Origin of the sequence: Arthrobacter sp. SLBN-100 (assembly GCF_006715305.1) — a bacterium.
In the GTDB taxonomy this organism is placed as follows: Bacteria; Actinomycetota; Actinomycetes; order Actinomycetales; family Micrococcaceae; genus Arthrobacter.
Genome location: NZ_VFMY01000001.1, coordinates 3,123,657 through 3,143,902, shown reverse-complemented (window position 1 = coordinate 3,143,902; position 20,246 = coordinate 3,123,657). Strand labels below are relative to the sequence as shown.

The following is a 20,246-nucleotide window of genomic DNA, read 5'->3' as shown; positions in this document are numbered from 1 at the left end:
GGGGCAATGATGAAATCCGTTAGGAGAGCAACCTCGTGAGTCGTCCACCGCTTCCTCCGGCCACCATTATCGATGTGGCCGCGAAGGCAGGTGTGTCAAAGTCAACGGCTGCCCGGGCGCTGGCCCGATACGGGTCCGTAAGTGCCAAAACGAGGGAAGCGGTGCAAAAAGCGGCCGATGAATTGGGGTACCAGCCAAACGCTCTTGCCCGCAGCATGATCACCGGTCGCACCAAGACAATCGGGGTGGTGATACCTGATGTGGGAAACCACTTTTTTGCCGTCGCGATGCGCGGCATTTCCACCGCGGCACGCGAAGCCGGTTACGAGGTTCTGCTGAGCAGCACAGAGGGTGACTTGGCGTTGGAGCGCCGGGCCGTTGAACTTCTGGCAGGCAAACGGGTGGACGGCATTGTCGTTGCGCCAGTTTCGACAGAGGATACTGACCATCTGGAACGGCTTGAGGGCCAGGGCATTGCCGTCACCCTGCTGGACAGACCGGCGCCGAAGGTCAAGGCTGCTTCCTTCGTCTCGGTAGACCATGTGGAGGCTTCGACTCTTGCGGTCAATCACCTGATAGATCTGGGACACCGGGAGATCGGGATTGTCACCGAGGCGCTGATGCCGGCGGGATGGAAGCCCGACGCCCGGCAGGAGAGTAAGAAGCTGCGGCCCAGTGCAGCCCGACTTGTCGGTTATGTCAACGCACTTCGCGGCGCAGGGCTTCGTTACCGGCATGAGTATGTGGCGTGGAGCGCTTATGCCAAGGCCTCGGCGTATGAGGCGACCAGGCGGCTGGTGCGGGACAACCCGGGACTGACCGCGGTTTACTGTACTGACAGTGAACTGAGCGCCGGAGCGTTCGCGGCCCTGCAGGATCTGAAGATCTCCTGCCCTAAAGATATGTCTTTGATCGGGTTTGACGATCAGGACTGGGCAACCTTGGTCCGCCCCCGGCTGACAGTTGTTGATCAGCCCAGCTATCAGTTGGGGATGGCGGCGACCGAGGAGCTGTTGTCGACCATAGGTTCGGCCCAGGATCGCCGGGGAGACCGGACCCTGAGTGGGCGTTTGATCGTGCGCGATTCCACGGCGAGGCCCCCAAACACCTCGGATCGCTGATGCTTCGAAGTCCCGGCCGGCATGGGAAAGGGCCGGGGCGCCTGAGCGCCCCAGCCCGTTTCCTATGCCTTGATCAGGCAGATACTGCTACTGCCCTTTTGGCAGGCTCCACCCGGCGGAGTGCTGCAGGCAGGGCAAAGATCGTCACGCAGATCGAGACCAGGCAGGCAGCGGTGGTGTACCAGCCGAAGGAGACGTTGGACCCTGTGACTGCGAAGAGCCATACGGCGACCAGTCCCGCGGTGGCGCCGATCACCGAGGTGCCGATGTTGAAGTTCAGGGCTGCCGCCGTAGCCCTGACCTCGGGCGGGAAGCTGAGCACGTAGGCCACGCTCAGGGGTGCCGCAACGAGGTTGTTGATGAGGGTGAAGACGATCACAGCGACAGTGGCCAGCAGGATGGATTTATTGCCGATGGCGTAGAAGGCCGGAACGGTCAGGGCGACGAAAAGCCCGTATCCGGTCAGCAGTACGCGTTTGGCGCCGTACTTGTCCGAGAGCTGGCCGCCCCAGATGCTGGTGATGGGTCCAACGAGGTAGGTCAGCATTGAGGCCAGGAGTGCCTGGGACGCCGGGAACCCGGCAGTTATCAGGGCCGTGACGAAGTAGGCCTGGATGGTGTAGGAGCCGATCCTCTGTCCGGCGCCAAGACCGATGGCTTTGAGCATGTCTTTCCAGTAGAGACGGACTGCGGTGCGCAAAGGGGTCTGCTTTATCTTTTCGGCTGCGACTGTGCGGACGACTTCCTGGAATTCCGGAGTCTCGCTGAGGTGGTTGCGCATGTAGACCCCAATGAGGGCGATGGGGATCGACAGCAGGAACGGGATGCGCCATCCCCAGGAGATGAAGGCATCTCCGGGCATCGCGACGCTGAGAACGTAGGCGAGCCCTGCCGCGAGGAACGAACCCACGGAGGCGGTGGAATTCAGTACCCCGGCAATGAAGTTGGGACGGCGGCCGCGTTCATGTTCAAAGAGGAAGTTTGCTGCCGTTGTGTATTCGACGCTTGCGCCGATTCCCTGGAGGAGCCTGGAGAGCAGCAGCAGAACGGGCGCGGCGACGCCTATGGCGGCGTAGGTCGGCAGGAAGCCGATCCCTGCTGTTCCAATGCTCATCAGTGCGATGGTGAGGATCAGGACAAATTTCCGTCCCTTGATGTCCGCGAGGGGGCCGAGGATGATGCCTCCGATGGGACGGATGGCGTAAGAAAGGACGACGCCGACGTACACGGCCAGGAGCGCGACCGTCGGGTCGCCGGAGGGGAAGAACTGGGTGGCAATGATTGCTGCCAGGGTTCCGTAGAGGGTGAAATCGTAGTACTCGACCACGTTTCCCAGCATGGTGGAGGCGAAGATCCGCCGCCGTGCTGCCGGTGCCGCCAGGAGGTCGGCTTCCGATGTCCTGTTATCAGACATGATTTTCCTTTGGATGAAGGCTGAGCCTCGGGGCGTCAGCGAGGGGATACCTGCCGCGGCGTCTTTGCCGGGCCGGCATCTGGCTATAACGGAGGTGAAGATTGGGGCGCGTCGTGAAATGTGATGCAGCCGGCGGTGGGCAGCCCGCGGGTCCTGCCCACCGCCGTCGTCATTAGGAACCGCCAGGCTTGTTGAGTTCCCGCATCTGGTCCGGGTACGCCTGCCGCGCGTAGGCTTCGGAGATTTTCCCTTCGGCCACGTCGCGGGCGACTTGGTCCGCCTCCCGAAGCGCGGGTGAGCCGTAGCCGCCGGCCCCTGCCGTTTCAATGGCGACGCGGTCGCCCGGCTGCAGCACGGTGTACCCGTGGTTGATGGGCCGCGCTTCCGGGTTGAGCACCGCTTTCGCGCTGGCTCCGGGCATACCTCCATCCAGTCCCCAGGGCTGGGATTTCTGCCGACTGGTGTCGAGCCAGAAGTGGATGTCCGGGTCTTCGACGCGGACGGCGCGGCGGATTCCGAGGCCGCCCCGGTTCCTGCCCGCCCCGCCCGAGTCCTGGATCAGTTCGTAGGCCTCAATGACGAGCGGGTATTCGGCTTCGAGGCTCTCGACCGGAAGGTTGGAGGTGTTGGTCATGTGGACCTGGACCCCGTCGAGTCCGTCCTTGGTGGCCCGGGCTCCGCATCCGCCGCCGATTGTTTCGAGGTAGACAAATTCCTTTCCTGTGCGCGAGTTTTTCCCTGAGAAGTGCACGCCGGTGTTGGCTCCGTTACTGGCGGCGGTGACCCGTTCGGGGACGGCATCGGCAAGGGCGCCGTGGATCAGGTCGACGATGCGCTGGCAGGTCTCGCTGCGGCCGTTGACGGCCGCGGGTTCCTCGCAGTTGATGATCGAACCCGCGGGTGCCTGGATCCGGACGGGGCGGTACAGTCCCGCATTTGGCACGATATCGGCGTCGACAAGGCTCTTAAGGGAGTAGTAGACGGAGGCGTAGAGTGCTGTCCACACAACGTTGACGCTCGCCCTCACCTGCGGAGGATTGCCGTCGAAGTCGAACAGGATCTCGTCCCCGGAGATCGTGATCCGGATCCGCAGCTCGAGTTCGTTGTCCAGCTCGGGGCAGTCGAACATGTCGGTGAAGGTGTAAACCCCGTCAGGCATGTTGCTGATCGCTGCGCGGGTTCTGCGCTCGGTGTAGTCCAGCAGCTCTGCGGCCGCGGCGACCATAACGTCGCGGCCGTAACGGTCGCAGAGGTCCTTGTAGCGCTGGCACGCAAGCCGGTTGGCTGCCTGCTGGGCGCGCAGGTCTGCCTGCCGCTCATGGGGAACCTGGCAGTTGAGCAGGATCAGGTTCAGCATTTCCTGCTGGAGTACGCCGGCGCGGATCAGGCGTACCGGCGGGATTCGCAGGCCTTCCTGGAAGATGTGGGCGTGCCCGCGGTCACCGAAGTCTGCGTGGTGGGCAAGGTTGGCTGCCCAGGCGGTCAGCACACCGTCGATGAATATCGGGGTGGCGAGGACGATGTCGGGCAGGTGTGAACCTCCTCCGCTGTAGGGGTCATTGCCGATGAAGGTATCCCCTTCGGCGATTTCCTCGAGCGGGTAGCGGGCAAGGATTCCATCCACGATGCCCATGAGCGACCCAAGGTGAAGGGGTGACCCGCCTTCGTCCTGGGCGATGCCGTGTCCTGTGGCGTCGAAGAGCCCGGCGGTGCAGTCCCGGCGTTCTTTGATGTTGGTCGAGTAGGCGGCCCGAACGAGGGTGCCGCCCATTTCCTCAACGATGGTCGACAATGCGGAGCCGATGACCTCAACCAGAACATTGTCCAGGCGTGCGGGGTCGGCGGTGAGTGGCTTATTCACTGGTGCTCCTTCGGATTTCGATGACAAGGTTGCGCAGGTCGTCCACGACGCAGACGTCCGAAGGCAAGAGAAGGGTGGTGGTATCCATCTGTTCGACGACGGCCGGTCCCGCGATGCGGTGGCCAACGTCAAGGCGGGAACGGTCATAGACCGGGCAAGGGACGTAGTCGCCCTTTTCGGGCATGTAGACGTCGCGGTAACCGGTGACTGCGTCCTCGAGCTTCCGTCCTTCGACAGTTGAACGGCGCAGATCGGCACGGGGAACGGTCGCGATGGCCTGAACCCGGAAGGTCACAGCTTCGACAACCTCGTTCCGGGCGCTGTAGCCGTACATCCGGTCGTGCGCCCGCTGGAAGCCTTCGATCAGCGAGGTGATCGCCTCCTCATCCAGGACACCGTCAGGAACATCGACCGGAAGCTCGTAGTTCTGCCCGGCGTAGCGCATTTCGATGCGGCGCAGCAGGCTTCGCCGCTCCTCTCCGATGTTCTCCTCGGCGAACCAGGCCGATGCCTGCTCGGTGAGTTCAGATAGAACCTGGCTGAAGCCGGCAGACGCTTCCGGTGTAACCTGGATGATCTTGGTCCGCATAAAGTCACTGCGGATGTCCGTCATCAACAGTCCAAGCGCGGACTGTGCGCCGGGTGTCTCCGGGACGATAATCCGGTTGATTCCCAGCTCGGTAGCCAGGCGGGAAGCGTGCAGTGGCCCTGCGCCGCCGAACGGGACGAGCACGTAATCCCGGGGGTCGTATCCGCGTTGTACAGAGATAACACGGATGGCGCGGGCCATGTTGGCGGTCACCACCCGGATGATGCCCTGTGCTGCCTCGGCTACGGTGAGGCCCAGCGGGTCGGCAATGGCCTTGATGGCCCGATGTGAGGCCTGGGAGTCGATTTTGAGCTGGCCGTTGAGCAGATATTCAGGGTTCAGCACCTGCAGGACGACGTTTGCGTCGGTGACCGTCGGTTCCTGGCCGTTGCCGTAGCAGGCCGGGCCCGGGAAGGCGCCGGCACTGGCAGGGCCAACGCGCAGGTGGTTTCCGCTGTCAATCCAGGCGATTGAACCGCCGCCAGCCCCGACGGTGTGGATGTCAAGCATGGGCGAGCGGATGGGCCGGCCGTCGAGCTCCATGCTTGATGTGACTTTGGGCGTGCCGTTCTGGACCAAGGAAACGTCCGAGGATGTTCCGCCCATATCGAAGGTAATGATGTCCGGGCTTCCGGCAGCCATCGTGATGGCTGCCGCTCCTACCACACCGGTGCTTGGACCGGACAGTACAAGGCGGACGGGGAGTTCTTCGGCAGTCGGGAACGGGATGATGCCGCCGTTGGACTGCGTCACATGCGGCAGGCACTTAAGCCCTGCGTCCGCAAGGTTCCGCCGGAGCCGCGCCAGGTATTTGGCAACCACCGGTCCGACGTAGGCGTTCGTCACGACCGTGGAGAGCCGCTCGAACTCACGGAACTCGGGGAGGACTTCGCTGGAAAGCGAGACATAGGCTTCCGGGAACTCCTCGGCGATGATCCGGCCGACTTCGCGTTCGTGTTCAGGCCGGACGTAACTGTAAAGAAGGCACACGGCAATTGATTCGACGCCCTGGGCTTTCAGCTCCTGGACGGCTGCACGGACCTCCTCAGAGTCCAAGGGGATCTCCACACGCCCGTCGTGCCGTACCCGTTCGGCGACCTCCATGCGCAGATCCCGTGGAATGAACGGTTCCGGCTTATCCGCCTGCAGGTCGTACATGTGCGGCCGCCGTCCGCGGCCCAGCTCCAGCAGGTCCCTGAAGCCCTTTGTCGTGATGAGGCCTGTGCGCACGCCCCGGCCGGTCAGGAGGGCGTTGGTGCCCACCGTCGTGCCGTGCGCAAAGTACGTGATCTCCTCGATGTTTCGCCCACCAATCTGTTCCAGCAGTTCGTGAACGCCCTGGATGATGGCCCGGCCCGGGTCGTCGGGAGTGGAGGAGACCTTGCGTACATGCACCTGTCCCGTGGCTTCATCAAACGCGCAGAGATCGGTGAACGTTCCTCCGGTGTCGACGCCGAATCGTAAACTCATGGTTTTTCCTGCCTGCCTATGGTTCCGGCTGCTGTGAGGTCTTTAGTCGCTTTGGATGGGATGAATGGGAAGGTTCCCACCGCGATCTGCAATCGAGTGTGACATGACCTGAATCACACGTCAACCCCTTTTTGGGAGCGTTCTCAAAAGCGGTTGCACTGTGGCGGCCGAAGCGCGGAGGGGATGGGATGAATGAGGAAACGGTGCTATTGACTATCCGGAAGAGGGGCCTGTAGCGTCGTTGACAGGCGACTTGGGAACGTTCCCTAGCCGGCTCGCATCGGACGTGAAACCAGCTGTCTGGGAGTACGACGACCGCCAAACCGAAAACTTCCGGCCTGGATCAAAACCTGCACGCGGAACCGATGCATAACAACGTCCAAGAAAGCGAACCAACCAATGACTTCTCGAAAGAGTGAAACGCACGTCGCCGTTTTGGGCGGGGGAATTCTCGGCGTTTCCACGGCCGTCCATCTCCTCCGCTCCGGCGCCTCCGTGGTCCTGGTCACCGAAAGCGGCCTCGCCAGCGGCGCAACGGGACGATCCCTGTCCTGGCTGAACTCGGCCGGGAAACGGTCCGATGCTTACCATCACCTCCGCACGGCCGGGATTGACCGGTACCGGACGCTGTTCGCAGCAGATCCCGCACGGGAATGGCTGCAGTTCAACGGCGGCCTGTACTGGGCCCCTGCAGGGGAAGCGGCCAAGGCAGAAGCCCGCCATGAGTACGAGCAATCCCACGGCTATGATTCCGTCCTGGTAAAACCCGAGCAGATATCCGCCCTCACCCCAGCTATTGATGAGACTGCCGTTTCCGACGTCGCTGTCTTCAACCCCGGGGAAGGATGGGTCAGCCTGCCCCATCTGGTGGAGTACCTCATGGCGGAATTCCGGGCCCTGGGCGGAACACTCATCACGGACGCCGGCAAGTCACGGGTACTGGCAGAAGACGGAAAGGCGTGGGGCATCGCCACCCTGAGCGGCAGTGTCCACGCCGCCGATAAGGTGGTGGTGGCATGCGGTGCAGCTACCCCCTCGGTGGTCAAAGAGCACGGGGTGTACATCGCGGATGGATCCCCCGTCTCTGCGCTGGTTATCACCGAACCTGCCGACCATAAGCTGAAAGCTGTTCTCAATACCCCGCGGGCTGCCGCCCGGCCCAACCCCGGCGGATCGCTCGCCCTGGATCACAGCTGGTACGAAGAGCAGATTGTGGAGTCAGAAGACGGGTCCTTCACCATTCCGGAAGACGCTGTCAACGAACTGACAGAGGAAGCGTCAAGGCTTCTTGACGGCAATCCACAGCTAACCCCCGCCAGCTGGAAGGTGGGCCGGAAACCGATCCCCGGAGACGGCGAACCTGTGTTCGGGGAGCTGGAAAAGCTGCCAGGATGCTTCGTGGCCTTCACCCACTCCGGTGCAACCGTTGGACTGATTGCCGGGGAACTGCTGTCCTTCGAGATCCTTACCGGGCAGAAGCACCCCATGCTGGCGACGTTCCGGCCCGAGCGCTTCAGCCGAAGCTGACCGAAGGACCTCCGATGATTCCTCACGAACCTTCCAGTCCCCGCCCACTCCAGAAATTGCGAAGCGGGGACAGCGCCTCATTGCTGCGGACCGCGGTTATCGGTTTTGGGATATCCGGCCGGGTCTTCCATGCCCCGCTGATCCAAGCCGACAATTCGTACCTTCTGGAAGCAATCGTGACGTCACAACCGGGAAGGGCTGCGGCGGCACGGAAAACCTACCCAGATGCCCGAATCATTGCCACTCCGGACGAACTGTTTTCCCTCATCGATGCGGGCAACCTCGCGCTGGACCTGATAGTGCTGGGAACACCGCCGGTGAACCACAAGAAGCTGGCCAAGGCAGCCCTCGAACGCGGCCTGCATGTCGTAGTGGACAAACCCTTTGTCCCAAACTCTTCGGATGGTGTGGAGCTGATTGCAGCGGCAGCTGCCGCCGGCCGATGCCTGACGGTATTCCAGAACCGCCGCTGGGACGGTGACTACCTCACCGTTCAGCAACTCATCCGTGACGGAAGGCTTGGCGACATCCGGACCTTTGAGTCCCGGTTTGAGTGGTGGATGCCGCAGGGCTTCGGCAATTGGCGGGATGAAGCGCTCGTGGCCGAAGGCGGAGGAATACTTCATGACCTCGGCGCCCACCTCATTGACCAGGCCATCCAGTTGTTCGGTCCCGTTGCCGAAGTGTACGGGGAGACCTTCCGGCACAGCGGCCATGACCGGTCAGACGCGGACCAGGAAGCTTTCCTTTCCCTCCGCCACCAATCCGGCACACAATCCCGTTTGTGGATGAACGGCCAGGCCCCTCAGCCTGGCCCTCGATTCCACGTCACCGGATCCCGTGCCGCCTACACAAAATGGAGCCGCGACGGACAAGAAAAAGCCTTGTCCGAGGGCATGCTGCCCACCGACTCCCGCTACGGCATAGAAGCGCGGGAGACATGGGGAAGGACCGGCGTCGCAGGCTCCCTAAAGGCCGAACCCACAAAGCGCGGCGACTATCCGCAGTACTACAAGCAGCTGGCCGAAGCACTGCAGACGGGCGGTCCCGTCCCTGTTGACCCACAGGATGCTGTTGCAGTCCTGAAAGTCATTGAAAATGCCCGGGCAACACCTGCGGTCCGAGAAGCACCTATAAACCACAACTATTCGCGCATTAACACCGGTTCGGGTTCACAGACCGCGCATGGATAACGTGGATGCAGTGCGCGAACTGGTTCCTCAGCTCCACCTTGCGGATTTTCCCGCTGGCCGTGCGCGGCATGTCATCCACGAACACGACGGACTTGGGGATCTTGTAGCGGGCCAGCCGCCCGTCGAGGTGCGCGCGCAGCTGTTCCTCGGTGAGTGAGGCGCCCTCGCGGAGCGTGACGATCGCCCCCTCCAAGGCCGAGTGCTGTCGGGCGGGGCGGGCTTCCAGATACTGCGGAGCCCCGAATCCACCGACCTCGACGCCCCGGTACGCACTGGAAATCGAGGACGGCTCACGGATCTACGTGCACAACGTCGCCGTGCGGCACGGCCGTGCGGAAGATATCGACAAGCTCAACCAGGGCCAGCCCGTGGACCGTCACGAATTTACTTCCGCTGCACGCCCCGCCTCACCACGGAATCCAGCACCTGGTCCTGGATGAACCACAAGTCTTCCTCGGCACCGGTGAACGCCTACCCAACCAAGTTGGCCTCACGATCTTCCAGGTCCATTAGACGCCGCAGAGCGGGCGCCCTTTCGCTACGGGCACCATTCGCGTTTCCCTCTACGTGCTGATGGTGCGGTAGATCCCAGTGTGGTCCAGGTCGCCGTCACCCGCCGCGACCATGTCTTCGAAGGCGTTCTGCAGGCAGGCCGCGAGGGGTAGTTCAAGCCCGTTGTGGCCAGCGATTTCGGCGATGAACCGCAGGTCTTTGAGCTGATTCTTTGCGGACCCACCGCCTTCAAAGTCCTGGTCGATCCATCGTCGTCCCTTTTGTGCCAGGACCTCGGAGTTTGCCAGACCGCCGGCGAGAACCGCCTGGACCTTCTCCAGGTCCAGGTTGCTGCCTGCCGCCAGCGCCATCGCCTCCGCCAACGCCGTTACAGTGGCCGCCACGACGATCTGGTTGCAGGCTTTCACGGTTGATCCCGCACCCGTGTCCCCGAACCACACTGCCGTTGAGCCGTAGAGCTCAAACAGCGGTGCCAAGCGTTCCACTGCGGCCTTGGGACCACCTGCCATGATGCTCAAGCGGCCTTCTTCAGCACCAATGGTTCCACCGCTGAGGGGGGCATCAACCAGCGTTACGCCCCAGCTACGCTGGCACCGGTCCGCGAACTCAGCAACCGCCACTGGCGACACGGTCCCATGGATCACGAGGATAGGGTGTTCGGTGCCGGCGGTCTGCCAGCCTTTCAGCAGGCCGTCGTCACCGTGAAGCAGGGCTTCGACCTGCGGCAGGTCGGGCAACACCGTCAGCACGATATCGCGTGCGGCATCGGCGGGAGAGGCGGCGACGACTGCCCCCTCAATTGCCAGGGCCTTCTCCGGTGTGCGGTTCCACAGGGTGAGGGGCACACCGTGGTTGAGGATGTTCCGTGCAATGGGGGCGCCCATCGGTCCGGTTCCCAGGAGGGCTACGGGTGGATAGGCGCGCGGCGGGCGTTGCTGCTCAAGTGTCGGCGTCGTCATGGCTCTTTAGAAGGGGATGAGTCCGGCAAGTGCGGGCAGGAACGTGCTGAACCACGGGACGGCGGCGAGCACCAGCAGCCCGAGGAATACAGCGATCAGGTAGGGCCAGAAGTGTTTGAGGCTCTTTTCCACGGTTTCGTGCGCCGTGGCGCAGGCTACGTAGAAACCGACGCCGGCAGGCGGCGCGAAGGAGCCGATGCCCATGGAGATGATCAGGACCATGGCGTACTGCACTGGGTTGACGCCGAAGTCGACGGCGATCGGAAGGAGCAGTGGTGCGAAGATCAGGACGGCCGGGAGGCCCTCGAGCAGCTGGCCCATAATGACCAGCAGCAGGATGGTGAAGAGCATGAACAGCAGCGGCGAGTCTCCCAGTCCTGACATCAGGTCATGGATCTGCTGGGAGACCCCGGCAACGGCGAGCGTCTGGGCCAGTGGTGACGCTGCGGCGATGATGAACAGCACCATGCCCGCCGTCGTGGTGGTTTCCCGCAGCGTGTCACCCAGCAGGCGCTTGCTGCCGCGCCGGTACGCCGCGGCGAGGATGAAGGCGTAGGCGACCGCCACGGAGGACACTTCGGTGGGGGTGGCGAAACCGCTGAGGATTCCGACAACCATGCCCACCGGGAGCAGCAGCGTCGGGATAGCAAAGAACGTCGCTGCGCCCCGCGCCCGCCAGGTGGCCTTCGGGCTGGCGATGCCGCCCTGCTTCTTGGCGCGGAGGAAGACGAGTGCCATGACCACCAGGGCCAGGAAGGCTGCCGGAAGGAAGCCGGCCAGGAAGAGGGTGGTAGTGGAGATCGTGGTGATGGATCCGAGGATGAGCAAAACAATGCTCGGCGGAATGGTTTCGCCCATGATGGCGGAGGCGGACAGGACTGCCACCACTTCACCCCGCGGGTACTTCCGCTCTTCGAGCATTCCCCGCATGGTGGTGCCAACTGCCGCGACGTCCGCGACCTTTGAACCGGAGATGCCGGAGAAGATGTACATCGTCACCACAACCACCTGGAGGAGTCCGCCACGGAGGTGTCCGATGAGTGCGTCGACGAGCCTGGCCAGCGGGAGGGTCAGTCCGGCCGAGTTCATCACGGTGCCGGCGAGGATGAAGAACGGGATGGCCAGGAGGACGAAACCCTTGGCGCCGGAGGCCATGCCGATGGGGATGGCGCTGACGTCGGAAATGCCGCCAAGGTACAGGTAGATTCCGGAGGCCAGCGCGAGAACGAAGGCGATGGGCAGGCCGAGGAACAGCAGAATGAACAGGACTGCGAGCACGACGGCGAGGAGGGCGTTCGGTGAGGCGTAGTAGAAGATCGGCTGGGCCACGAGGACGAGGACAAACAGGACAGCGGTCATGCCCGCGGCGGTAAGTACGGGGCGGCGTTCCTGGCGCCACAGTTTCAGCAGGGCGAACCAGGCGATGAGGACCATGCCAATGGAGAAAGGCAGCGAAACCCAGAAGACGGGCAGTTGCAGGATCGGCGTCTTCTCCTCGAGTTGCTGGAGCAGGGTGGGAACAAAGAGGGCGAAGGTGCCGGCGCTCATGACCAGGACGAGCCAGTCCACGAGGGCCGCGAGGTAGGGTTTCCACGCCGCGGGGAGCCGCATGATGAGGGCCTGGACGGACATGTGCGCGCCCTTGGGGTAGGCGATGGCGCCGCCGATGAACGCAATGGTCAGGAGCGCGATTTCGGAGACTTCCTGGGTCCAGAGCACCGAATCGCCGGTGATGACCCTGACCATGATGTTCAGGAGGATCACGACGAGCTCTGCGACGATGGCCGCGCCGACCACCCCTTCGAGGGCTTTATCGAACCAAAGTGCGCCGCTCCACCGGGGTGGAACGTGGCCGTGGTGGAGGATTTCTTCCGCGTCTGAGGGGATGACCTCCTCTATTTCCTCGGGCGTAGTGATGTGTTTCATTTGTCCTCTTCCAGGCTGTCGACGTTGAGAGTGGGATCCGGTGGGAAGGCCCGGGAGCGGTGGTGCCGCCCCCGGGCCCGTAAGTGCTACTTCTTAGCGGTGAAGGCTATGGCCTGGTCGAAGAACTCTTTGCCGATCAGGTTGGAGAACTCCGGATAGAGGCTCTTGGAAGCGGCTTTGAATTCCTCCAGCCCGGAAGCGGTAACCTCGTTGGCCTGCATGCCCTTGGCCTTGAGCTCGTCCAGCTGCTTCTTGGACTGCTCGTCGTCATAACCGGTCTTGAAGGTGGCGGTCTCTGTGGAGGCTTCGGTGACGGCCTTCTTCTGGTCCTCGGACAGGCTGTCCCACTTCTTGGAGGACAGCGCCAGGACCCAGGCGTCGTTGATGTGGTTGGTCAGCGAGACGTACTTCTGGACTTCTGAAAACTTGTTGGTCCATGGTACTTCGATGGGGTTTTCCTGCCCGTCGATGGTGCCGGTCTGAAGGCCGGTGAACACCTCCGAGAAGGCCATGGTTGTCGGGCTGGCGCCGAGCTTGGTGAAGTAGTCGGTCCACAACGTGTTGCCGGGGACGCGGATCTTCAGTCCCTTCAAGTCCGAAGGCTGCTGGATGGGACGCACGGAGTTGGTGATTTCGCGGCCGGTCCTGGTGAGGAAACTAAGCGCCACAGTGTCCTTCTTGGCGAGCTTGTCCTTCAGCGCCTCACCCGGCTCCCCGCTGAGGAAGGCGGCCTCCTCGGCGGTGTCTTTGAAGAGGTACGGGATGCTGATGGCATTCATTTCCGGTACGACGGACGCGTAAACAGACGTCGAGAGGATCAGCGCGTCGAGGGAACCGCCCTGAAGGCGTGTGACGGCCGCGTTCTGGTCGCCGCTGAAGCTTGTCCCGTTGGGAACCACCGTGACGGTGACGGATCCGTTGGACGACTTTTTGACCTGCTCAGCGAAGTGCTGGGCCGTGACGCCGACAGAGGAGGTGAGCGGGTCCGGGATGGAGAGCTGGATCTTGGCTGCCGGGCTTCCAGATCCCGCCGGGGCCGCAGAGGCGCATCCGGCGAGGACTGAAGCCGCGAGGGTGCATGCCAGCACTCCCGTGAGGGCGCGGGTCTTGGATTTCATGTGATGCCTTTCTTCTTTGGAAGGTGTCTTTTCCGGAGGCGTGAACCGCATCGGTTGAAGTTCACGCCGCGTCCGCCTGTGCGGGAAAGTTCAGGCGCTGAGGACGGATTCCCCGACGAGGGCTTCGGTTTCCCGCCGGAGTTCGAGGGCCTGGGCCAGGGACTCGTCCATGATGACGTCATCCCAGCCCACAATCCCGCCCTTGGGAACGTCGTTGCGCAGTTCCACGTGGTGGGCCAGGGCCACCGGCAGCGCGCCGGTTGCGACGGAGTGCTTGGCCGAAACCAGCTGGCCCCAGACCGTGTACCCACCTTCGCCGTCCAGGAACTCGCCGGCTTTGAGGTCTTTCTTCGCCGTGGCCACGACGTCGCCAAAGAACCCGATCGGGGAACCCGTGGCAACCCCGCGGAGCACCGCGTTGGCGATGGACATGTTCAGTTCCAGTCCCACGTAGTGGTAGGGCCGGTACAGCGCTGCGTACTGGCCGGTGGGGTCCGGGTGCCAGGGGTATTCGGTAAAGCAGCCGGAGACGTATTCGTTGGTGGCCTTCACAACGACGAACACGCCCTCCTGGGTGTTGTGGGGAATCCATGTGCCGTCGCGCTTGACGCTGGACATGACTTCGACGCTGCCTTCGTGGGCGAGGACGCCCCCGGCCTCTGCGGGACGGCAGATGGTGGCGATTTCCTCGACGTCCCCGGGCGTAAAGGTCAGCCCGGTGTCTGAGGGCACCAATCCGGCCCCATTGGCAACTGCGGCCATCTCAATGGAAGCCTTGGTGCCGTCACGGAAGGAGGTGTGCATGTTCGGGTTCAGCTGCCCGGAGTCGGTAAGTTCCTTGGAGAACTCCCAGTTCTCCCAGACGTTGTCCGGGTTCATCTCGTGGTAGTGCTCAAGGAACTTGGCACCCTTGCCGGCGCAGACAACATCGAAGCCGCTCGTGCGTGCCCAGTCGACAAGTTCCATAATGAGGGCCGGCTGGTCCCCGTAGGCCATGGAGTAGACGACGCCAGCAGCTTCGGCGCGGCGGGCCAGGGCAGGGCCGGCCAAGGCGTCTGCCTCGACGGTGACCATGATGATGTGCTTTTTGGTTTCGATGGCGCGCAGGGCGTGCTTCACGCCGACGATTGGGTTACCTGTTGCCTCAACAATGATGTCGATGTCAACGTCAAAGAGCTCGTCGGCGTTTGCAACGATCGTCGTGGTGCGGTTCCGCAATGCGGTGGCGATGTCCGGGGCGATCTGGTTCTTCGGCCAGCCGACGAGGTCGAAGGCACCTTCTGCACGCTTGACGTTGATGTCGGCGATCGCCACTACATGGATCCCGGGGATGTTATTTGCCTGGGCCAGGTACATCGTTCCGTACCGTCCGGCTCCGATGAGTCCGACTCGGATGGGACGGCCTTCTTGCTCGCGGTCGCTAAGAAGCTTGTGAAGGTTCATTGGGGATCTCTCTGATTACGTTCAGCGTGAAGGACCCTCCGCCGAGCGGGCGGAGCAACTTCTTCGTCGCTAACTGGAATTCTGGGACCGGAGTGGAACCGGTTCCACTTTTGTACCAGTCGGTGTTAGGCTGTGTCAACAGTCACAACGGAAGGCCGTGAAGGTTACTTGGCAAGGGATACAGCGCGGACAGGTGAGTCCCCCTGCCGGCAGCCATGTACGGACCTCGAAGAGGAGGAGCAGTGAAGAAGGCGCCAACTATTCGGGATGTCGCAGCGGCGGCGGGCGTTTCCGTCTCCGTGGTATCCCGCGTCCTGAACCCGGAATCGGGCCCGGTTGCGCCTGCGAAACGTGAAGCCGTATTGGGGGTCATTAATGAGCTTGGTTACAGGCCGCGCGCCGCAGCCCGCGAACTGAGTGTGGGCCAGGCCCTGACAGTGGGCCTGGTGGTTGCCGATCTTGCCAACCCATTCTTCGCGCAACTCGCGGACCGGATCGTCTGGGAAGCCCGCAGCCACGGCGTGCAGGTGGTGGTGATGACCACCCAGGAAGACCCCCATCTCGAGGCTGACTCCCTTGACACCCTGCTTGACCGTTCTGTTGCCGGAGTCATTGCTACGCCCACGGGAGCGAACGTTGAAAAATGGGCGCGCCTGCAATCCATGGGCGTCAACGTTGTCTTCGTCGACCGCACCATCGCGGAACTGGAAGACGTCGATGTCGTCAGCATCGAAAACGTCGACTCCGCCCGGCGGGCCACCGAACACATCCTCAACCTGGGCCACAGGCGTATCGGCCTCATTACCGGGCCTGTCAGCACCTCAACCGGGCAGGCAAGGATCCACGGATACCGGGCAGCCCACGAGGCCTTCTCGGTCAGCACCGATCCACAGCTGATACGCGATGTCCCTTTCCGCGGAGACGGCGGAGGTGATGCGGTGGGCTCGCTCCTTGCCCTTCCCGATCGTCCTACAGGGCTCATTGTGGCCAACACAGCACAGGTTCAGAGCTCGGTGCGCCGGCTGGTCCAGATCGGCGTGCAGATACCCGAGGATCTGTCGGTGATTGTCTTCGATGACAATCCCTGGACTGAGCTGATAAGCCCTCCGCTGAGCGTCATCCGACAGCCCATCGGCATGCTCGCAGTCCACTCGCTGGAGCTGGTACTCGGACGCATGCACGGCAAACTCCCGCCCGCTCCCCGCACCATCGAAGTCAAAGCCGACTTCGTCCCACGCAGCAGCTGCTCACCGCTCCTGCTGACCACAACCAGATAAGGAACCCCATGACCGTCATCGTTACCGCCGTCTTCACCCCCAAAGAAGGGGCGTTCAACCAGGTAACTGCCGCCCTCGCCCCAGCCATCGCCGAGGTTCACGAGGAAGCGGGATGCCAGTTCTACGCCATACATGAGGCTCCCAACGGCCAGATCGTCATGATCGAAAAGTGGGACAGCGCGGAACTACTGGACGCACACGGGGCAGGAGAGCCCGTCCAGCGCCTGAACGCTTCACTTGAGGGCCTCTTGGACGGGCCCGTGGAAGTTACCAGGCTCGCCCCGATTCCCGCCGGAACAGCGCAGCAGGGGACGCTGTAGTGGAGCCCGTCATTGTCGTTATGGGCGTGTGCGGGGCAGGAAAGTCAACTGTTGGCGAGGCGTTGGCCCGCCATCTGGGAGCGAAGTTCGTCGACGCCGACTCACTGCATCCCCAAGCCAACGTCAACAAGATGGCTGCAGGTAGCCCCCTGACTGACGAGGATCGGTGGCCATGGCTCGGCCTTGTCGGTGCCGAACTCGCTGCGACCCATCCCGATGGGATCATCGTGGCCTGCTCTGCACTGAAACGCGCCTACAGAGACGCAATCAGGGCCAAGGCTCCGGCCACAATTTTCGTTCAACTCGACGTCGAGCTATCCCTCCTGCTAACCCGGCTGAACCAGCGTCCCGGGCACTTTATGCCCCCGTCCCTCCTCGATTCACAGTTGGAGACACTCCAGCCTCTCGAATTGGATGAAGCCGGAATCACGGTGACAACATCAGAAGGTATAGATGAGACGGTCAACCGAATCCTCCCCCTGCTGGGACACCGTCACGAGGTCTTGCAGAACAGCTGACAGGACAAAGCTGAGGCGCGCGGCTGCGAAGCCGCCTGTCGTCTGCAACGGCACTTGATGATCCTCTCAACAGCCGAAATGCTCCTCAGCGACAAGCAGCTTAAGCCGCTGGCGGCACCACCCAACGTAGGCGCCTGCATCAGGTGGGCGATACGGAGAAGCCAGCAGACCACTCCTATCCCTAGCCTGCCGGCGTCTCCGCCCAGAACCCGCGGAGTTCCCGGCGCGGATCGTCCTGCACCCGTGGCGGTTCGTCGAGGATCATGGTCCTGCGGCCCGGACCATAAAGCGGCCAGTCAGGCAAGCCGACGGCGGCGGGCTTGCCCGTCTGCGCGAACGCGGCCCAGGCGGTGCTCATCATCTCGCTTAGGCTCTCCGGCGCCGTCCCCCGCGTGAGGAACGCCGCCTCGGGCGAGCCCAGCTGCCGGAACACGAACGGGATATCCAGGGCATGGCACGCGCCCAGCTTCCCGCCCATGGCAGGGCTGCGCCAGGTGAAGAGATAGGAAAAGGTCTTCCCCGAGCACCCCTGCCGGGCATCCAGCAGGCGGTTGCTGGGCTGCCGGTACACGGCGTCGGAAACGGCCGCTTCCAGCAACTGTTTGCCGCTGGGCTCCGCCCCCAAGGCGGCACCGAGAGCCTGCGCGTACTGCCCTACCCGTCCAAAGGCAGCCCCGGCGTCCGCCAGCACCGCTGCAGCACGCTCCGCAGGGGACGGCTCCGACGAATCCACCGGCCGCATCTCCACGGCAAATGACCCTTCATTCAGGTTCGTCCCGATCAGCAGGTCAACATCGGAATTAAGGCCATTTCGTACCGACTCCAGCGGAGGCACAGGAAGTGACGGCGTTCCCACCGTGGGCTGGAACGGCAGCGGCACTGCGTGGGTGCGCGCCCCGAACCGCTGCACCAGCTGCTCCTGGGCCTCCAGCAGCCGTTCCACCGGGAGCGTCAACAAGTCGCGGGCACGAGCAGACTCCAGCCCGCACAGCGATAGGAACTCGAGGCTGATCCGGGAAGAATCCTCCCCACTCCGGTACCTCTCAGCCGTACCGCTCTGCATGATCGCCCGCCGGAACAGTCCTTGCGAAGCAGGCATTCCCAGCAGCGTGCCCACAGCGGCAGCCCCGGCAGACTCACCAAAGACCGTCACGTTGTCCGGGTCCCCGCCGAAGGACCCAATGTTCCTCTTGACCCACTGCAGTGCCTCGAGCACATCCAGCAGTGCAACGTTCGAAGAGTCGGCATACTCAGGTCCCAGCAGCTCACCCAGGTGCAGGAAACCCAGCGCACCCAGCCGGTAATTGATGGTCACCACAACAGCGCCGGTCGCACCTGCGAGATTGGCGCCGTCGCACATTCCGTCACTGCCCGAGCCCGAAACGTACGCGCCGCCATGGACCCACACCATCACGGGCAACCCCGAACCGGCCAAATCCGGCGTCCAGACGTTCAGGTTGAGGCATTCGCTTTCGCTCCACGTCCGCGGCTTGCGGCCAGGCGGAGCCGGAGTCTCGGGGTTCTGGGGCGCTGCGGGTCCCGCCATCGTGCACTCCCGCACTCCGGTCCAGCCCTCCGCGGGGACCGGCAGCAGGAAGCGGCGCTTCCCGGCCGGGGAACCTGCGTAAGGGATCCCCAGGAAGCAGCTGACACCGCGGCCACCAACCAAGGAGGTTGCGCCGCGGACGGTTCCTTGGGCAGTGGTGGCGGTGGCTGCGCTGGTGGCGAGGGTCATGCCGGCTGGTACTCCTGGTGGCGTAGGTGTGACTGCCAGCATCCCAGCAATGGGTGGAGCAGCACACTTGGGCTTTCACCCATTGAAATTCCGGCTCGTGGTCACACGCAGGCACGAGTGATGATGGAGGTCACATCCCGGCGCAGCCGGACGACTGGAAAGAAGGAACCATGTCCCTCAGCGTGGAGGAAATGAACCAGCAACTGCCGGTGGCCAACACCCTGCCCGGTGAAGCTGTCCCCTACTACATGGCGTCAGGCGAAGGCGCACGCTACGAGATCAACGGCCAGCTGGTCACCGTTATCGCCCGCGCGGCGGATACCGGCGGAATCTTCAGCGCCGCCTACATCTCCGGCGGAATGGGCCGGGAATCGCCGTTCGTCAGCCACAAGGTGGAGCACAAAACCCTTTACGTTTTCGACGGGATCCTGCACGTCTGGCTGTCCGGTGAAAGCCGCATCCTCACCCCCGGCGACTCCGTGGTCATCCCGCCGAACACTCCCCATGCCTACCGCATGGCCAGCCATTACACCCGCTTCCTCAACTGGATGACGCCGGGCGGCGCCGAGGCCTACTACGAGCGCGTCGGCACCCCCATTGACGCCCACATCCCGCCCGTCCGGGCCGGCCACAAGGCCAGCCTCCAGGAACAGGCCGAAGTTGGCGCCGAGTTCGGCATCACCTTCCCCGACGTTGAGCGCGTGGAGCCTTCCTTCAAGCACGACGCCGGCCTGCCGCCCACGCAGAGGCCTTACTTCCTGAGTGCGCACGAGGGCGAGCGCCTGATCAGCTACCAGACCATGTTCACCTACCTGTCCCGGCCGGCCAACACCGGCTCGAACTACTTCGCGGTGCACACCAAGGGCGCCAAGACGCCCTACATTCCGCTGCACTTCCACTCGGAGCACACCGAGAACTTCCTCGTCACCGAAGGCCGCATGTGGCTGTACGCCAACGGCCGGGAAATGCTGCTGACCAAGGGCGACTTTGTCCATGCCCCCGCCGGCACTGTCCACTCCTTTGCCCTGGACTCGCACAACACCCAGATGCTGGGCTTCCTCACGCCGTCGGTATTCAACGGGTTCTTTGAATACTTCAACAAGCCGACCGACGACTACATGTACACCGAGGGCGGCGAGCCCTACATGGACATGGAAGGCTTCGGCCGCGCGCAGGCCGAGTTGGACCTGACCGTGGTGGGCCCGCCGCCACAGCGCCGGACCGCGCTGGAAATCTCCTAGCGTCTACAAAGCAGATGGCCC

The 20,246-nt window shown here is 63.2% G+C and carries 16 protein-coding genes and 1 pseudogene; 8 read left to right on the top strand and 9 right to left on the bottom strand.

All coding sequences use genetic code 11. From position 1 onward, the window contains the following. Nucleotides 1-35: 35 nt before the first annotated feature. The gene (locus tag FBY31_RS14475) at nucleotides 36-1,121 is read left to right on the top strand and encodes a LacI family DNA-binding transcriptional regulator (protein WP_142042316.1); all 1,086 of its coding nucleotides are present in this window, start codon (nucleotides 36-38) and stop codon (nucleotides 1,119-1,121) included. 73 nt (nucleotides 1,122-1,194) lie between these two features. Here FBY31_RS14475 and FBY31_RS14470 read toward each other — a convergent pair whose 3' ends face one another. From FBY31_RS14470 to FBY31_RS14460, 3 genes are all read right to left on the bottom strand, one after another. Next, nucleotides 1,195-2,535: an MFS transporter gene (locus tag FBY31_RS14470; protein ID WP_142042313.1), complete on the bottom strand. Its 1,341-nt coding sequence runs from the start codon at nucleotides 2,533-2,535 to the stop codon at nucleotides 1,195-1,197. A 172-nt stretch (nucleotides 2,536-2,707) separates the two neighbouring features. Next, complete coding sequence (locus FBY31_RS14465; protein ID WP_142042310.1) at nucleotides 2,708-4,396, bottom strand: hydantoinase B/oxoprolinase family protein; 1,689 nt, start codon at nucleotides 4,394-4,396, stop codon at nucleotides 2,708-2,710. Beyond that, nucleotides 4,389-6,455 (bottom strand): hydantoinase/oxoprolinase family protein, encoded by a 2,067-nt coding sequence (locus FBY31_RS14460; RefSeq protein ID WP_142042307.1) that lies wholly within the window; start codon nucleotides 6,453-6,455, stop codon nucleotides 4,389-4,391. The genes FBY31_RS14465 and FBY31_RS14460 overlap by 8 nt, the downstream gene beginning before the upstream one ends. 399 nt (nucleotides 6,456-6,854) lie before the next feature. Here FBY31_RS14460 and FBY31_RS14455 point away from each other — a divergent pair, with 399 nt between their 5' ends. Both FBY31_RS14455 and FBY31_RS14450 read left to right on the top strand, forming a co-directional pair. Continuing rightward, nucleotides 6,855-7,982, top strand: a complete 1,128-nt coding sequence (locus tag FBY31_RS14455; RefSeq protein WP_142042305.1) for an NAD(P)/FAD-dependent oxidoreductase — start codon at nucleotides 6,855-6,857, stop codon at nucleotides 7,980-7,982. Nucleotides 7,983-7,996: 14 nt separating this feature from the next. Continuing rightward, a complete protein-coding gene (locus FBY31_RS14450; protein ID WP_142042302.1) occupies nucleotides 7,997-9,175 on the top strand; it encodes a Gfo/Idh/MocA family protein in 1,179 nt (392 codons plus the stop codon). Here the strand turns inward: FBY31_RS14450 and FBY31_RS14445 are convergent. Then, nucleotides 9,138-9,359 (bottom strand): annotated as a pseudogene (locus FBY31_RS14445) (AMP-binding enzyme); the annotation flags it as partial. The gene FBY31_RS14450 and the pseudogene FBY31_RS14445 sit on opposite strands and share 38 nt — an antisense overlap. Nucleotides 9,360-9,374: 15 nt before the next feature. Here FBY31_RS14445 and FBY31_RS23805 point away from each other — a divergent pair. After that, a complete protein-coding gene (locus FBY31_RS23805) occupies nucleotides 9,375-9,749 on the top strand; it encodes a hypothetical protein (protein ID WP_442858180.1) in 375 nt (124 codons plus the stop codon). Here the strand turns inward: FBY31_RS23805 and FBY31_RS14440 are convergent. The 4 genes from FBY31_RS14440 to FBY31_RS14425 form a co-directional block, all read right to left on the bottom strand. Then, the gene (locus FBY31_RS14440) at nucleotides 9,739-10,647 is read right to left on the bottom strand and encodes an NAD(P)-dependent oxidoreductase (RefSeq protein ID WP_142042300.1); all 909 of its coding nucleotides are present in this window, start codon (nucleotides 10,645-10,647) and stop codon (nucleotides 9,739-9,741) included. The genes FBY31_RS23805 and FBY31_RS14440 overlap by 11 nt on opposite strands. A gap of 6 nt (nucleotides 10,648-10,653) precedes the next feature. After that, nucleotides 10,654-12,573: a TRAP transporter large permease gene (locus FBY31_RS14435; protein WP_142042296.1), complete on the bottom strand. Its 1,920-nt coding sequence runs from the start codon at nucleotides 12,571-12,573 to the stop codon at nucleotides 10,654-10,656. Between the two features lie 86 nt (nucleotides 12,574-12,659). Continuing rightward, on the bottom strand, nucleotides 12,660-13,691 hold the full coding sequence (locus tag FBY31_RS14430) for a DctP family TRAP transporter solute-binding subunit (RefSeq protein ID WP_142042293.1): 1,032 nt from the start codon (nucleotides 13,689-13,691) through the stop codon (nucleotides 12,660-12,662). Nucleotides 13,692-13,781: 90 nt separating this feature from the next. Continuing rightward, complete coding sequence (locus FBY31_RS14425; RefSeq protein WP_142042290.1) at nucleotides 13,782-15,134, bottom strand: NAD(P)H-dependent oxidoreductase; 1,353 nt, start codon at nucleotides 15,132-15,134, stop codon at nucleotides 13,782-13,784. Nucleotides 15,135-15,376: 242 nt separating this feature from the next. Here FBY31_RS14425 and FBY31_RS14420 point away from each other — a divergent pair, with 242 nt between their 5' ends. Genes FBY31_RS14420 through FBY31_RS14410 form a run of 3 tightly spaced genes read left to right on the top strand, consistent with a single transcriptional unit; the run spans nucleotide 15,377 to nucleotide 17,249 of the window. Then, nucleotides 15,377-16,411 carry a LacI family DNA-binding transcriptional regulator gene (locus tag FBY31_RS14420; protein ID WP_142042287.1) on the top strand — a complete coding sequence of 345 codons (1,035 nt, stop codon included), beginning with the start codon at nucleotides 15,377-15,379 and terminating at the stop codon, nucleotides 16,409-16,411. 8 nt (nucleotides 16,412-16,419) lie between these two features. Then, the gene (locus FBY31_RS14415; RefSeq protein ID WP_142042284.1) at nucleotides 16,420-16,731 is read left to right on the top strand and encodes a putative quinol monooxygenase; all 312 of its coding nucleotides are present in this window, start codon (nucleotides 16,420-16,422) and stop codon (nucleotides 16,729-16,731) included. Next, entirely contained in the window at nucleotides 16,731-17,249 is a 519-nt protein-coding gene (locus FBY31_RS14410; protein WP_142042282.1) for a gluconokinase, read from the top strand. Before FBY31_RS14415 ends, FBY31_RS14410 begins: the two co-directional genes overlap by 1 nt. Nucleotides 17,250-17,430: 181 nt before the next feature. Here the strand turns inward: FBY31_RS14410 and FBY31_RS14405 are convergent, their stop codons facing one another. Continuing rightward, the gene (locus FBY31_RS14405) at nucleotides 17,431-18,984 is read right to left on the bottom strand and encodes a carboxylesterase/lipase family protein (RefSeq protein ID WP_142042279.1); all 1,554 of its coding nucleotides are present in this window, start codon (nucleotides 18,982-18,984) and stop codon (nucleotides 17,431-17,433) included. Nucleotides 18,985-19,154: 170 nt separating this feature from the next. Between FBY31_RS14405 and FBY31_RS14400 the strand changes: the two genes are divergently transcribed. After that, nucleotides 19,155-20,225: a quercetin 2,3-dioxygenase gene (locus tag FBY31_RS14400; RefSeq protein WP_142042276.1), complete on the top strand. Its 1,071-nt coding sequence runs from the start codon at nucleotides 19,155-19,157 to the stop codon at nucleotides 20,223-20,225. The last annotated feature ends 21 nt before the right edge of the window (nucleotides 20,226-20,246 follow it).